This is a genomic window from Ferroplasma sp., assembly GCF_037442045.1.
GTDB lineage: Archaea > Thermoplasmatota > Thermoplasmata > Thermoplasmatales > Thermoplasmataceae > Ferroplasma.
Window position 1 is genome coordinate 16,161 of sequence record NZ_JBBIRC010000005.1, and the last position, 15,111, is coordinate 31,271.

13 protein-coding genes and 1 pseudogene are annotated in these 15,111 nt (G+C 34.7%); 11 read left to right on the forward strand and 3 right to left on the reverse strand.

Annotated elements, in window-relative coordinates; all coding sequences use genetic code 11:
• Positions 1 to 13: 13 nt before the first annotated feature.
• On the reverse strand, positions 14 to 1,036 hold the full coding sequence (locus WKI77_RS01335) for a hypothetical protein (RefSeq protein WP_337860034.1): 1,023 nt from the start codon (positions 1,034 to 1,036) through the stop codon (positions 14 to 16).
• Between the two features lie 353 nt (positions 1,037 to 1,389).
• Here WKI77_RS01335 and WKI77_RS01340 point away from each other — a divergent pair.
• The 8 genes and pseudogenes from WKI77_RS01340 to WKI77_RS01375 form a co-directional block, all read left to right on the forward strand.
• Positions 1,390 to 1,548, forward strand: a pseudogene (locus tag WKI77_RS01340) (IS481 family transposase); the annotation flags it as partial.
• 72 nt (positions 1,549 to 1,620) lie between these two features.
• On the forward strand, positions 1,621 to 2,937 hold the full coding sequence (locus tag WKI77_RS01345) for an APC family permease (RefSeq protein WP_337860035.1): 1,317 nt from the start codon (positions 1,621 to 1,623) through the stop codon (positions 2,935 to 2,937).
• A 306-nt stretch (positions 2,938 to 3,243) separates the two neighbouring features.
• Complete coding sequence (locus WKI77_RS01350; RefSeq protein WP_337860036.1) at positions 3,244 to 3,945, forward strand: hypothetical protein; 702 nt, start codon at positions 3,244 to 3,246, stop codon at positions 3,943 to 3,945.
• Positions 3,946 to 4,034: 89 nt separating this feature from the next.
• Positions 4,035 to 4,841 (forward strand): 5'/3'-nucleotidase SurE, encoded by an 807-nt coding sequence (surE, locus tag WKI77_RS01355; protein WP_337860037.1) that lies wholly within the window; start codon positions 4,035 to 4,037, stop codon positions 4,839 to 4,841.
• Positions 4,842 to 4,901: 60 nt separating this feature from the next.
• Positions 4,902 to 5,741 carry an ABC transporter ATP-binding protein gene (locus tag WKI77_RS01360; RefSeq protein WP_337860038.1) on the forward strand — a complete coding sequence of 280 codons (840 nt, stop codon included), beginning with the start codon at positions 4,902 to 4,904 and terminating at the stop codon, positions 5,739 to 5,741.
• On the forward strand, positions 5,722 to 6,453 hold the full coding sequence (locus WKI77_RS01365) for an ABC transporter permease (RefSeq protein ID WP_337860039.1): 732 nt from the start codon (positions 5,722 to 5,724) through the stop codon (positions 6,451 to 6,453). The genes WKI77_RS01360 and WKI77_RS01365 overlap by 20 nt, the downstream gene beginning before the upstream one ends.
• Before the next feature lie 79 nt (positions 6,454 to 6,532).
• A complete protein-coding gene (gene moaA / locus WKI77_RS01370; protein WP_337860040.1) occupies positions 6,533 to 7,480 on the forward strand; it encodes a GTP 3',8-cyclase MoaA in 948 nt (315 codons plus the stop codon).
• Between the two features lie 2 nt (positions 7,481 to 7,482).
• Entirely contained in the window at positions 7,483 to 7,719 is a 237-nt protein-coding gene (locus tag WKI77_RS01375) for a MoaD/ThiS family protein (protein WP_337860041.1), read from the forward strand.
• 576 nt (positions 7,720 to 8,295) lie between these two features.
• Here WKI77_RS01375 and WKI77_RS01380 read toward each other — a convergent pair.
• Entirely contained in the window at positions 8,296 to 9,747 is a 1,452-nt protein-coding gene (locus tag WKI77_RS01380) for a gamma-glutamyltransferase (RefSeq protein ID WP_337860042.1), read from the reverse strand.
• A gap of 1,589 nt (positions 9,748 to 11,336) precedes the next feature.
• Between WKI77_RS01380 and WKI77_RS01385 the strand changes: the two genes are divergently transcribed.
• The 3 genes from WKI77_RS01385 to WKI77_RS01395 are packed head-to-tail and all read left to right on the forward strand — an operon-like array spanning position 11,337 to position 14,566.
• On the forward strand, positions 11,337 to 12,980 hold the full coding sequence (locus tag WKI77_RS01385) for an NADH:flavin oxidoreductase (RefSeq protein WP_337860043.1): 1,644 nt from the start codon (positions 11,337 to 11,339) through the stop codon (positions 12,978 to 12,980).
• A gap of 45 nt (positions 12,981 to 13,025) precedes the next feature.
• The gene (gene purE / locus WKI77_RS01390; protein WP_337860044.1) at positions 13,026 to 13,493 is read left to right on the forward strand and encodes a 5-(carboxyamino)imidazole ribonucleotide mutase; all 468 of its coding nucleotides are present in this window, start codon (positions 13,026 to 13,028) and stop codon (positions 13,491 to 13,493) included.
• Positions 13,490 to 14,566 carry a 5-(carboxyamino)imidazole ribonucleotide synthase gene (locus tag WKI77_RS01395; RefSeq protein WP_337860045.1) on the forward strand — a complete coding sequence of 359 codons (1,077 nt, stop codon included), beginning with the start codon at positions 13,490 to 13,492 and terminating at the stop codon, positions 14,564 to 14,566. The genes purE and WKI77_RS01395 overlap by 4 nt, the downstream gene beginning before the upstream one ends.
• Here WKI77_RS01395 and WKI77_RS01400 read toward each other — a convergent pair.
• Positions 14,563 to 15,075 carry a regulator gene (locus WKI77_RS01400; protein ID WP_337860046.1) on the reverse strand — a complete coding sequence of 171 codons (513 nt, stop codon included), beginning with the start codon at positions 15,073 to 15,075 and terminating at the stop codon, positions 14,563 to 14,565. The two genes, WKI77_RS01395 and WKI77_RS01400, sit on opposite strands and share 4 nt — an antisense overlap.
• Between the last annotated feature and the right edge of the window lie 36 nt (positions 15,076 to 15,111).

Here is a 15,111-nt window from a genome sequence, read left to right on the forward strand (position 1 = left end):
TAACCATTATATATTATTTTTTAACGGGCTTTACATTTATAAGATATGTATTCACCCAGGCATAAATATATAAAATTATAAGCCCTGCAGTGAAGATAATAATTGAATATACGAATATCTCCAATTTGGTATATGCATAGATCATATAATCTGAAAATGTAGAAATGCCAACAGGAAAGACATATGCCCATACAACCATAGACTGTCTACGTTTTATATGGGTAAGAGCTATTGCACCGGAGACAAGGAACAAAAATAAATCAAAGCCCCAGAGCATTATTGAAATGTTTATAGCAAGATGCAAAGGGACGTAAAATATATTTATATAATTAAACTGGGACATGAACATAATGTTTATAATCAACATGCTGGAAGCGCCCACCGGTATCATAGCAGCAGGTGCCGTCTGCAGATAATTTGGCCTGTTGCTTATATGTGATATATATGCCGAAATTCCAACAAATAAAAACTGGAAAAATGATATGCCAAAGGCAACCATAACCATAAAATAAACTGTATCAAGTATGCTAGTGCTGTAATACGATGATATTGGAGGCGTTAACATTACCGAACTCAGTATTATGTTCGCACTCATTACTATTGATGGTACCAGAATTGCATAAGTCACTTTGTTAAAATCATACTTATTTGTATAAAGATTGTAATTCAGCACAATGTTAACTAAAAGCACAAAAATATAAAAGAATATAAATAAATAATAAAAAAGGTATGCTACAAAAGAGCTTATGCCAACATATGCTGTATAAAAGAAAGCAAAGGCATAGTATAGAACTCCGAGAAATGTGATAAAACTCAATTTTGACATGTCGTTATAATCCTCTCTTATAAGGCTTTTATTTTTTGCATACCTGTAAAGCCATGAGCCAAATACAAAGAAAAAGAATATAAGAACTATAAAATATATTATTTTTCCAATATCAAAGATTAAATGATTATGAAATACCAGATAGATTATAAAAAAAGCAAGAGATATTGAAAGTGTGCCAAGCACAACAGGAAACCATGACGAATCCATGCCATTATAACACATGTAAAGTCAATGTTTAACTATTTTATAATTTTATTTATTCACAGTGTTACGATTTCGGTTGACCATGTTAACAGACTCCTGTGGAAGTTATCATCTCTTTCATGCTTAAATGTCGTGGATGCAACCCAACACCTCTATCCCGTCCTCTAATGATTCTAGGATTGTTTTTTTTTATTATATTATATACTGCATTGGCATCTTCGTTAATTATAGTTTTATCTAATGTTTCAAATAAACATCTTGATACTCTCTTTCATGCATATTTATTATAATGTTCTATTGTTTTATTATCAAGAAAGGATGCTTTGCCTGTGCATGCTTCATCGATAACCATGTGTACAATAAAAAGGTGAAGACTATATATCAATACATGGGAAGAGGTAGTATACCACTATAATTATCAGACAAGGCATATGTCATTATCCATAGATGAAAAGCCGGTAGTAACACCTGTAATGGCTTATGAAGAAAAAGGAAGGGAATTAAATGAGCAATAAATATAATTAGGAACTCATTTCAGGATATTACAAATTACATAGTTTATAAATAATTAATAAAAATATGCATCAATGAAACAACAGGTAAGTGTTCCTGTAGCAACAGCGGTAGGGCTTGGAGCCATAATTGGGGCAGGCATATTTGTTTTGAGTGGCACAACAATCGCCCTGGCCGGGGCAGATTCATTAATATCATTCGTAATAGTCGGAATACTTGCTTTGATCATGGCACTTGAATTTGGTGAACTTGGTTCAATAATGCCAAGAAGCAAGGGAGCATCATTCTCATACGCATACAATGCATTTGGCAGTGAACTTGGATTTATTTCTGGATTATTATTGTATTTCAGTTTTTCCTCTGCAATATCTGCAATAGCTCTGGGTTTTGGATCATATTTAGCAAGTTTATTGAATGTTAATAATAATTATTATCCAATTTTATTTGCTATAATGCTTATATTTGTATTATCCATAGTAAATATTGTAGGTATTAGAAAAGCAACAAAGGCAGATTTTTTTCTTGTAATAATAAAATTGTCTATTTTAACATTATTTATTGTTTCGGCACTGGCGCTTGCTTTTTATAGCAACACATTTAAGGTAACAAATTTTTCAGTATCCCCGCATCAGGGCACAATATTCGCAATATTTTCAGCCAGTGTGGCAGTATTTTTTGCATATTCTGGATTTCAATCTATTTCAACCATGACATCCGATATCAAGGGCGGCCCAAAAAAAGCTGCACATGCAATAATATTTGCTGTAGCAATCAGCATCGTATTTTATATTGTAATTGTTATTTCACTGATGGCAATGGTTCCAGCATCAAAATTCACAATATCTGCTGACCCGCTTGATTTTGCATTGAATTATGTCCATGCGCCATATTCATTATTTTTAATAGTTACTATCGGAGCTTTAATTGCAACCACCTCTGCAACTCTGGCAATGATATTAACATCATCACGGGTTTTGTATCAAATAGCAGACAATAAATTGTTGCCAGCATTTCTGAGAAAATTTGACAGAAAAAAGGATGTTTCTGTTAACGGTGTGATTATATCTGCAGCAATAGGAGTTGTTGTTTTATTCTCAGGCAATGTCTTTATAATAGCTGCTATCAGCAATTTTGGCTTATTATTATCCTATCTTGTCTCGAGTTTTGCATTGATACATTTTAGAAGGCAGCATAGAAGTGGTGAATTTAAAATGCCTCTTTATCCATATTTAACTATTATCTCGATCTTTTTATTGTTTTTACTGATAATTGGTCTGCCAAAAGAATCGCTTTATATCGGTCTTATTATGATCATTGTATTTATGATGATCTATTATGTGTTTGTAGAATTTAAAAGGGATAAAGTTATAAAAGAGGAAATTTTCAAATAATCTATAAAAATATCTAGAGCACAGCCGGGCAAGGCCTGTGCATAATATAATATTAAAGACCATAAGCATTATTTGGAACTTCTTTCTTGTAGCTTGAAGCCCAATATAGTGAAAATTAGAAAAAAAACATTGAGTTTACTGGCTCGTGCTACTGGTAGTTAATTGAATAATTGAGTTGTTAATATCAACAGGCACTATTGAAAAATTGATATTCACATTTAACTAACATTTATTGTAATTTTTAAAACATAATTATCTGCTATTATATGTATCAACATTTTTATACAATGATTCCGTATATTTATTATGAGAATAACAGGGCTTATTTCGGAACAGGTTGCAAAACAGCCAGTAGAAGTGAATTATACCTGGTATGATAAAGCTAAAGGAATAATACAGTGGAATTTTATGAATACCAGCAGTACTGCCAGGTCATTTATATTGTTAAGGGGCATAGAAGAAAACAGGAAAGTTTCAGAAATATATGCTTTTGGCAATGCTTTTTATCCACTTTATTACAAGAATTTTCATGTTAATTTTGCAACAAAACCAGAACCACTGGCCAACATATCCCCTGAAACAAACAGCGCACCTTTGGCAGTTATTAATAATTCTGATTCCATATTGCTTGTTGCTTTTTTGTATACGTTATCAGGAGGCACCAAATATTCTGTTCTTGAAGGAGGTTGGAAAGGAATAGAGCCAGGCGGAATAAAAGTGGTTGATGCGGAATTTGCTGCTACAAAGAACTTTGAAATAAAATATGATAAAAAGCAATGCGCCTTATATAATGAAGAATCAAACAGTGATTACCCATGCCCAGAAAATCCATTTACTGTAAAGAGTGCATTAATGAATGTAAACAATAGCATAAAACCTCTGTTTAATGATACAATTTCTATATTGCGCAGTGAAAATTGCAGAAAAAAGATTGAAAATTTTATGCAAAGCAATAATCTCAATGATTATTATGATGCACTGCAGTGCCTTCTGGATCAGTATCTATAATCAAATTATTTATAAAAATCAGTTAATTTAACGAATTTTTCATAAAAATACAATAAAAACTAAATATAAGGATGGTATATTATAGTATTATGATTTTAGTAACAAATGATGATGGTTTTAATTCTACTGGAATAAAGCAGCTTTACCGTAATGCTGCCATGGTAGATGAAACAGTAATGGTTGCACCTGACAGTATGCGAAGTGCATCTGGCATGACCATTACTTTTACAAAGCCCATGAGAATAAATTCATTAGAAAAATATGGAATTAATGGATATTCTATATCTGGATATCCTGCAGATACAATTACAATAGCACAGAATGTTGTTTTAAAAAACCGGAAAATTGACCTTGTTGCAAGCGGAATCAATCTTGGCTCAAATATATCATTGCGCTCAATATACGCAAGTGGCACTATATCAGCAGCCATTGCAGCTGCTTTAAAAGGGATAAAGTCAATGGCATTTTCTATGGTTACAAGCCGGATTAATGCCAGTGAAGATTCAGATTTTGCCAAAGCAGGAGTGTATTCCAGGTACATAATGGAAGAATTCAAAACAAATGGATTTCCAGTTAACGCTGATGTACTTAATATAAACTTCCCAGAACAAATTACCGATGACACCGAAATAAAGGTTGTTCCAATGGCAGAGAATGTATTCCTTGATTACCTTGACCATAATATAGATCCAAATGGGAAGGATTATTACTGGCTTGGAAATACAATAAAAAAATCGGATGATAAAAATACAGATTATTATGTTTTAATGGAAGAAAATAATATCTCTGTAACACCACTTTCAATCCATGGACATGTTATAAAGGACTATGAACCGACTAAACAATTTTTCGCTGATATAAGAAAAAAAATTCTTGAAGATGAAGCTCTTGCATAATTTAACCTTTATAAACTTTATAAAATGTAAATTATATATGATTGAAATTCATTTAAGGCAATGATACATATTCAGAACCTTGAAAAAGAGTATAAAAAAAATCAGAAAGCTCTTAATTCTATCACACAGGATCTGGATAATGGGATAGTTTCAATTATTGGAAAAAATGGTGCGGGAAAAACAACACTTTTACGAATTTTATCCACACAACTTAAAGCTTCATCCGGCGATGCCTATATTGATGGCATTAGTGTAACTAATGAACCGAATAAAATTAGAAGCAGAATAGTAAGCATCCCTCAAGAAGCTGCACCTATTGGAATTTTAACAGCCTATGAACAGGTTTTTTTATATTTAACCGGAAAAGGATTTTCATTTCACTCTGCAAAGGACGAAACAATGCGGGCATTAAAAGGTGTTGGCATGGCAGAAAAAATGAATGTGCCTACAGATGAACTGTCAGGTGGCATGAAAAGAAAAATGTTCGTTGCCATGGCCCTTGGAGCAAATGCCGATACCGTATTTCTGGATGAGCCTACCACCGGCCTTGATCCCCTTTCAAGAATGGAAACATGGAGTGCTATTAAAGAACTTTCAGGAAATGTAATATTAACCACGCATTATATGGAAGAAGCAACAGAACTTTCACAGAAAATATACATGATGGATTCTGGAACTTTTATAGGGGCAGGCACAGCTGATGAATTGCTTTATGGTCTCAAAGACAAGGTTAGAATAGAATCCAGATCTCCTCTTTCAGGGTCATACCATATAGGCAATATATATGTAAAATACATAGATAAATCCGAAATATCCAGTTATAATAATATTTATTACTCAATCAAGCAAATTTCCATAGAAGATTTATTTATAATAAGAGGTGTTGTACTTGAATATTAGATTTATTTTAACAATGGCATGGTATTATGGAGTTAAAACAATAGTGCGTGGCCCTTCATATTTAATTGCTTCACTTGCAACTCCTCTGACACTTTTATTTCTGGTATTTGTACTAAGCCATGGAGCTTTAGTAAAATTTGCCATTGTAGGAGGGCTCATAGCTTTTATTGGTTCCGTAGGCCTCTCAGGAGCAGGAGATTCAGCCTTTTTCAGGCTTCAGTTGAGAATACAGGATTTGTATGTTCCCAGCAAGGTGTCACCTTTCGATTACATGGCTGCATTTACTTTAAGCTATATGGTATTTTCAATTCCTGGAATAATACTTTATGTATACCTTGGAACATTATATCATCTTTTCACATTATATGATTCATTAATAATGCTTCTTGTTATGATTTTATTAATTATTTCAACAACATCTATTGCATTTATGATTTCAGGTTCTATAAAGCATTTAAGGAATATATGGGGAATAACTGGAATTTTAACAATTATTACAAGCATTCTGCCTCCTACGTTTTATCCATATAAATATGTGCCAAAAGCATTTCTTTACATCATTGCATTATCGCCAACAACGCCTGCAGCAGTGATAATTCAGGGAGCATTTGGCCTTTCCCCGGTGATGAACATTATGTTTTTTATATTGCTCGGCGAAGCAGTAATTTATACTATTCTTGCCAGAATTCTGGTTAAATGGAGGGAAAATTAGTTTTAAATTTTTATTTATATATTTTTTGCATTGAATCATTAAGAAAATCTTATATACACTTCTGGCAATATGAGTTTATATGATAAATACCGTGGAAACAGAGCTTCTTTACGATAACTATAACAGGTCTGTCAATAGTTTAAGAATACAGGTAAATGCCATATGCAATTTCCACTGCATATTTTGCCACATGGAAGGCACTGAAAGGAGTATGGAGTATATGACTCCAGAACAGATAGAGAGAGTTGTTCAGGTTGCAGCCAGCCACGGTGTCAATAAGATTAAATTTACTGGCGGTGAACCGTTATTAAGGGAAGATATAATTGAAATTGTTAAAAGGACAAGGACACATATTACCGGAAATATATCGCTTACAACTAACGGAGTTGAACTTCCAAAACTGGCCAAAGGCTTGAAGGAAGCTGGTCTTGATAGGGTAAATATCTCTATGCATGCTATAGATGAATATAATTTTCATTTTATAACTGGGACAAAAAAAGATTTTCTGCCAATTGTTCAATATGGAATAAAAGCTGCACAGGATGCAGGCCTTGGCCCCATAAAGATAAATTTTGTATTAATGAAAAATATAAATGAAGATCAGGTTGATGGAATGATTAAATTCTGTGCCGAGAATAACTGCATCTTCCAGTTAATAGAATTTGAGGCAAATGTAGAAAAAGAGCACAGTGAAGAATATATAAAATACCATGTTTCACTTCAGCCTGTGGAGGAAAAAATTAAAAGGCAGGCTCTATGCGTTGAGCACAATCCATTGCACAACAGAGAAATATATACCGTTAATAGTGAGTTTGGAAAAGTAAAAATAGAGTTTGTAAAGCCAATGAGAAATGCAGATTTTTGCAGGCATTGCACAAGATTAAGAGTAACTGCTGATGGGGAATTTAAAACCTGTTTATTACGTGAAAATGATTATTTTGATATTAAAAAGGCCCTGCAAGATCAGGATGAACTGGATAATGTATACAAAACTGCAGTGAAAGCAAGAATACCGTATTGGAGATGAACATGAAAATCAATGTTTTATATTTTGCCCATGTAAGAGATATTACCGGAATACCTGAAGAATCAATGTATCTTGAAACAGGGAGCATTGATCTTTTAAAAACAAAAATATTTAGAAAATACCCTGAACTGAAAAAGATTACCAATTTGCTCATATCGGTAAATAATGAATATTATTCCGGCATGCCGCTCAGTGAAAATGATACTGTTGCGTTTTTCCCTCCTGTAAGCGGGGGATGAATAAAAAGTACAATTTTAAGAATGGTTCTGCATTATAATTTTTTTAAAGCTTTCTAATATGCAGGTATTGGCAGGTTTCAAAGATTGTTAGCAGGTTAATAAATGCCTTTGGGAGTTACCATCTCCTTTATTGTTAAACTTTCTGGATGAAACCAGACACCTTATATCATGGCCTCTAACGGTTCTGGAATTGCTTTTCTTATCAATATGATATCTCTGATGGCTCATCGTTTGATAATACACCGGATATTGTTTTGTAATCAACAAAATAAACTAAATTTGCAACTGTTCTTGCTGCATGGATATGAAACAAAAAATAAGGAAAAAATAGATGATTTTTATGCTTATGATTATCGGGATATAATGTTATAATTGTTCAATGTAAATTATATTGGCATAATACTGCTTTATTGGTTGCTGAAAATTTTTAATTCATTTATATTTCTCCATATTTAACAGGCTGCAAATTCTAAGTATTAAATATTTTAATCCCATGAATTAAAAGTCTAAATTGTAACGCGAAGTTTATCCATCCGCGTATATTATAATATACTCAATGTATTAAATTTAAAAATTTTATTTGAAATACTTTTCCTTCATATAATGTAGAAGTCCGTCACCTCTTGGATCAACACCTGCTTCCACCTCAGAATCTACAGTAATTCCCTGAGCATGTCCCATCATATCATTTAAATCATCTACAGGCTCATAGTGATTAAGCCTCAATGTGCTTTCATAGTATACCTTTGCAGTTCCGTATATGGATGCAGGATATGCAAATCTTGGATAGGCTATGGCATCTTCTATATTTGCTCCCAGATCAATAAGCCGTGAAAGTATCTGGACATTCACCTGTGGCTGAACATCCCCTCCCATGCTCCCAAGGATTATATCCTTCTTTCCTGAAGCAAGTATACTCATTAACGTATGAAAAGTTTTTTTATGCGGCTCAAGATGATTTTTATTTTCCCTATCAAGTGTGAAATAACTTCCCCTGTTGTTCATATTTATTCCTGTGCCCTTGATGCTATGCCCAGAGCCAAATCCCATGTAATTACTCTGTATGGCACTTATTTCAATGTTTCCATCGAATATGGAATATGCAGTTGTATCAGAAAGATTTGAAGTGCTATTTCCAGGGTCTGTTCCATCTGGCTTAAGATCATTTATATTATCCGGCAATTTCACACCATCATAAATATGATTTCTCCTTATATTGTATGCACCATACATTGTTTTAATCAGAGTATCATAATATTGTTGGTGTTCCATTCCAGCAAGATCGTAACTATTAAGATCACGCAGCCATACAGATGCTGTCAGTCCCTGGCTAACTGGAGGATTTGTATAGATATCATATCCCCTGTAATTCACCTTTACTGGCTCCAGTATTTCTGGCTTAAATTCTATAAGATCTTTTTTTCTTATTAAACCGCCTTTTTCCTTCATATCTGCATCGATTTTTTCTGCAATGCAGCCGGTATAAAATGAGCCAAGCCCTTCCTTAGCTAGAGTTTCCAGTGTTTTTCCAAGGCTTTTCTGCGTCAGCCATGCATCCGTATCTTTATAAATCTCATTAAAATCATCGTCTCCATAGCTAAAATTCTTAATTGCTTTTGTAAGCTTTCTGCTTGGTCCAAATCCTTCCTTTGCAAACTGTATAGCACGTTTGAAATTTTCATCGATCCCCATCGTTGATTTTTCTGAGGCAATTTTCCATGATGCTACGAGCCCGGGTATGGAGAATGAGGAAAGAGGACCATGTTTTGGTATTTCTTTATAATCATTTTTAGAATAAAAATCAATATTTGCCATTTCTGCGGCATAACCACTGGAATTAATACAGTAGTATTTATTGTCTTTTATTGTTGCAAATAAATCCCCGCCAAGGCCATTTAAATGAGGTTGGACAACAACAAGAGCTGATGAAGCGGCTAGCATTGCATCATAAGCGTTTCCGCCTTTTTCCATTGCTTCTAACCCTGCCATTGTACTGAGTGGATGGCTTGTAGCCACATTATATTTCATAAATAAAATATCTATTCACACTATTTAAATGATTTTGTGAGTTAGTTTGGCTATCATTATCCATATCATATGGTGATTTGTGATATTTTTGAAGTAGCTGGTTAGATTTCATACTATATGACACAAAATTACCATGTTAATTCATATTTATGTGGCATATTATACCTCTTTAGTAATGGTTTAACCTGATCAACGATGGGAATTATAACGATAATAGATATGCTTTCATGCTAGAATTTTAAATTACGAAACAGTTTGGGTTGCCAACACTTTATTTATTACAGTATATCGAAATCTTTATATAGAAATATCTGCCTTATAGTTTACGAAATCAAATAAGCTAGTAACAGTGATGGTTGCAATAGTAGTAGTTATCGAGGGGAAAGGATTTTCGTGGTGACAACGGTACTTGAGATCATGATTAGCAAACTCCCTGAAGACGTGTACAACCATGTGGCAGACATCGCGAATTGGCCCCGGTGGAATGGTGCGATCCTCGCTATAAAGCCTGTGAATGGCCGGGAAAGCTCAGAGTGGCACGTGCGACTGCAGGTAATTGGGTGGGTTACGGCATCAATCCACTTGGATTCAGAGAGCCGCCGATTGACCTATCGAATGGGCGGCAAGGGAGCCGCTGAAGATGGACAGATGGAAGTATTGTCAGTCCAGCATGACGCAGCACAGGTGCGTTACACCATTCAATATCACGGATGGGCGGCTTGGTTTCCCTCATTAAGAAACACGGTCACATGGCGACTGAGCCGGTTGAAAGAATTTTGTGAAACCGGGGCAGTGAACAACCCATGGTCCCTGGACAATTCAAACATTCTATAACAGGAGCATCGGAGAACAGCCATGGAGATGTAGGCGTCAGCTAAAATAGCTGCCCAATTCCTGCAAGGCATTTAGGCTTTTGCGGAGAGGGCCTGGCAACCGTGGGGGAATCGGGGGGGAGTGGCGATGGGTTCAAGGTCTATCAACCCGTTCACACTGTTCTATAATTCTGTGATACAACGGTCAGATCTTCCCCAAGGCTGGACCTCGCGTGCCACTATGAAACCACCGGAACCTGAATATGGGTGCAGCAGATACACCAACTGAAATCAGTGGAGTAACCGGAGTCTATATTACATTCAGTGCTTTGGCATTGCATTCTGACAAGGCATTTTTCAACTCCAGAGGATAGAAAATTATTCATAGCATGGACAAAACAGTTAAAATATTGAATTTGGCCATAAGTAACGCAGCTTTCCTTTCAATCCATCTATGCATCATTTTAAAATATAATGAAACTATACAAAAGAATATTTTTGCTTATTGATGCAACACTTGCAAGCTCTTGTATTCAGTACAAAGGTCAACATTATATTTATGCATGCCTTTGCCCTGATTGTAAAGGTCATCCTGTTATAGTATGAGCTCATGCAATTACAGATGTTGTGACTGATTTTAATCTTAGCAATAATATGAATCTTAGCTCAAAGACATTTAACATGAGCGCTACAGTTTATGTTTTATCTTGAACTATAATATTTTTTATTATTTTAATATGCACAAAAACTTTATTTTGAATAGCTGCCTGTATGTGAATGGAAGCTTTTGAAAAAGGCATTATTGGAAATGTCGAAATCAAAAATAGATTTGTCATGGCACCAATGATATCTAATCTGTGCAATCCTGATGGTACCACCAACGACAACCATATCAGGTACTTAGAAGAAAGAGCCAGAGGAGGCTTTGGCCTTATAATAACGGAATATGCGTATGTTGATGAATACAACGGAAAAGGATCTCCAAATGAGATGGGCATATTTTCAAGAGAACAGTTACCAAAGCTTTCAAGATTAACGGAAAGAATACATTCAGCAGGCTCAAAAATATTTGTGCAGCTTGTTCATGCTGGGGGAAAAGCAAATCCACGTTTTAATAGTGGAAATATATTTGCACCGTCCAGCGTAGATTACATTGGAATAGTGCCGAATGAAATGGGCAAAGATGATATAAAAAGAGTCGAAGATCGATTTGTAAATGCTGCTGAACTTGCATACAGATCAGGATTTGATGGAATAGAACTCCATGGAGCCCATGGATATCTGCTTCAGGAATTTATATCACCGGCGTTAAACAAAAGAAACGATGAGTACGGCGGCACAGTAGAAAATAGAATCAGGATTATCAATGAAATTTCGGAAAAAATCAGAACAAGAATTGATTTGCCTGTAGGAATCAGGCTTAGCCTGTATGAGGACGATGTTGATGGTTACAGTGCTGATTACGGCATAGAAATAGCTTCAAAGTTGAAGAATATTGATTATATACACTTCTCTGCTGGAAGATTTGCTCCTCCAGGTTCTTCAGCTTCATTTTATTATGAAAATGTGCATATAGGATCAAAACTCAGGAAAAAGCTAGACAAAACAACCATGCTAGTTGGATCCATAGAGTCAATAAATGATGTTGAAAAAGCATTGAAGATTTCAGATTTTGTGGTTCTTGGAAGGCAGGCCCTTGCAGATCCCTATACACCGTTGAAGATGAGGATAAATATTCCGTACAGACCCTGCATAAGGTGCAACCAGGCATGCAGAAATCTGTCTAATGCAGAGGTAAGGTGTACAATTAATCCTGATACTGGATTAGAAAATACTGTAAGCCGTAAAATAAAATATACCGGGGAAATAGCAATCGTTGGATCCGGAATAAAAGGCCTGGAAGCTGCATTATACTCCGCGAGCCTGGGATTAAAACCGATAATTTATGAAACAAACCGCTTTGGTGGCCAGTTTAATGAAATAGTCGATAAATACAAAAAACACGATTTTATGCAACTTATTGAATATTATAGGTCCATGATCGGGCACTATGGAATTGATATCAGAATGGAATCAGTAAATAAAGGCATATTTTGCCTCCCTGATAAGGTTTATCCAGATCTGCCAGAAAATAGGGATATCACTATTGATACAAATATTTACAGGTACTTTGATGATGCATTAAAGATAGCAGGTAAAAATAAAGTTACCATGAGCCTGAGATCTCTAAACAGCCTGGAAAGATCAAGAATAACTGGATACAAAAAGCTTGCTGAAAGTTCAGGAATCATATTTAAAGATATGGATTCTTACGATTTCAAGCTTTTAGATTCCAGGCAGTATGACATAATGGAAGCCATGAAGAGTGGCAGACGGGCGATAAACAATTATTTAATAGAAAATGAAACAAATTTTTTATAAAATTCAATAACTAAATTTTTATTAATTAATAATTAATTATCTATTATGAAAGTTGCTGTAATAATGGGTAGCAAATCAGATTTTCCAGTAATGCAGGATGCTGTAAATGAATTGAAGAATTTTGGCGTAGAAGTTGAATATAAGGTTGTTTCAGCACACAGGACTCCGGAATTTATGCTAAAATATGCACATGAAGCCATTCAAAATAATATTGAAGTAATAATTGCAGGAGCAGGCGGTGCTGCCCATCTGCCAGGAATGGTAGCAGCAATGACAACTCTTCCTGTTATAGGTGTGCCAATACAGTCAAAGGCGCTGAATGGCATTGATTCACTTCTTTCCATTGTGCAGATGCCTCCTGGTGTTCCAGTAGCTACTGTATCTATCAACGGTGCAAGGAATGCTGCCCTTCTGGCATTGAGAATCCTTTCAATTAAATATCCAAAAATAATGGAAATGCTGGAAGGCTTTTCCGAGAAACAGAGAGAATCCGTGATGGGTGATAAATTATGAAAATAGGCATTATAGGTTCGGGACAATTGGGTTATATGATGATAAATACCATGAGAAGGTATCCTTTAGAATTTTATGTAATTGATGATAATAAAGGGCCTTCGGCATTTATTGCAGACAGATTTTTTGATGCATCAGATTACAGGGAATTCGTAGACTCATGCGATTATGTTACCTATGAATTTGAGCACATAGACCAAAATATACTGAAATATGCCGATGAGCAGAATAAATTAAGGCCTTCAATTAAAGCAGTAGAATTAAAGCAAGACAGGTCACTGGAAAAGAAATACTTAAAAGAGCATGGCTTCCCAATAGCAGATTATGAATATAGTGAAACATACAAAGATGCCTTTGAAAAAGCAAAGGAATTTGGAAAAGCAGTAATTAAAAGCTGCAAGGGTGGCTATGACGGAAAGAATCAGTACTTTGTTGACATTAATTCAAAATATGAAGAACATCCAGATGTGCCGTATGTAATAGAAAAATTCATTGATTATGATTATGAAGCTTCAATTATAGCAGTAAGGGATGTCCATGGAAAATTTTATCATTTTGAGCCTTCATTTAATTACAATAAGAATGGCATACTTATATACAATATATCACCTGTTAACAATACATTGGAGATGATTGATATGGCAAAGAGATTGATGGAATCACTGGATTATACAGGTGTCATGGGAATAGAATATTATGTTAAGGATGGAAAAACAATAATAAACGAATATGCACCAAGAGTGCATAATACCGGGCACCATACGCTTACCGGGAGTTCAATATCTCAGTTTGAAGAGCATATCCTTGCAATTTCAGGGATGGATGCTGTCAATCCGGAGCTATTTGTTCCATCTGGCATAGTTAATATAATAGGAACAGGGATAGAAGATAAAATATCAGAAATCCTGGAACTAGGCAACACAAATATTTACTGGTACCATAAGGATGAAATTAGAAGAAAGAGAAAAATGGGGCATGTTAATGTGTATGGAAAGTCATATAACGATGTCCAGAAAAAAATAAATATAATACTTGATATACTTTATTGCGGAAAAATAGATGAATATATTTAAAGCAATAAAACTGCCTTTACACCATCAACTTTTTTAATTTTATTGAGCATTTCGCCACTTACAGGTTCTGTAGTTACAATTATGGCACGTGGATTATCAATAAGATCCGGATCATCCGTAATTACCTGTCTGATAGATATTCCACCATCTGCAAGTATGTTCATTACACCAGCAATTATTCCAGGTTTAGATGCATCAACTGGAATTATTTCAATAACACCAAAACCTATTTTTGAGCCTGAATTCTCAAAATTAGAAATGGGTTCCAGATTGCTGAAAAAAGCAAATAACTTATTGTCGTCAATAATCTTTTTAATAAGGTTTACAACTACTCTTCGGTCAACATTAAATGCCCTTGCTATAGAATTTGGTTTTATTTCAATAGCATCACAGAATAATTTTGGCTCATCATAAAGAATTTTTACTGAAATTCCTATTTTTATCATTTTCTGTACTATTTTCGTCTCTGCTGGATAGCCTTCAAAAACTTTGTCTATGTAGTCCCACATATAAAACTGAATTAAAAATGAGTATTTAATTTTATG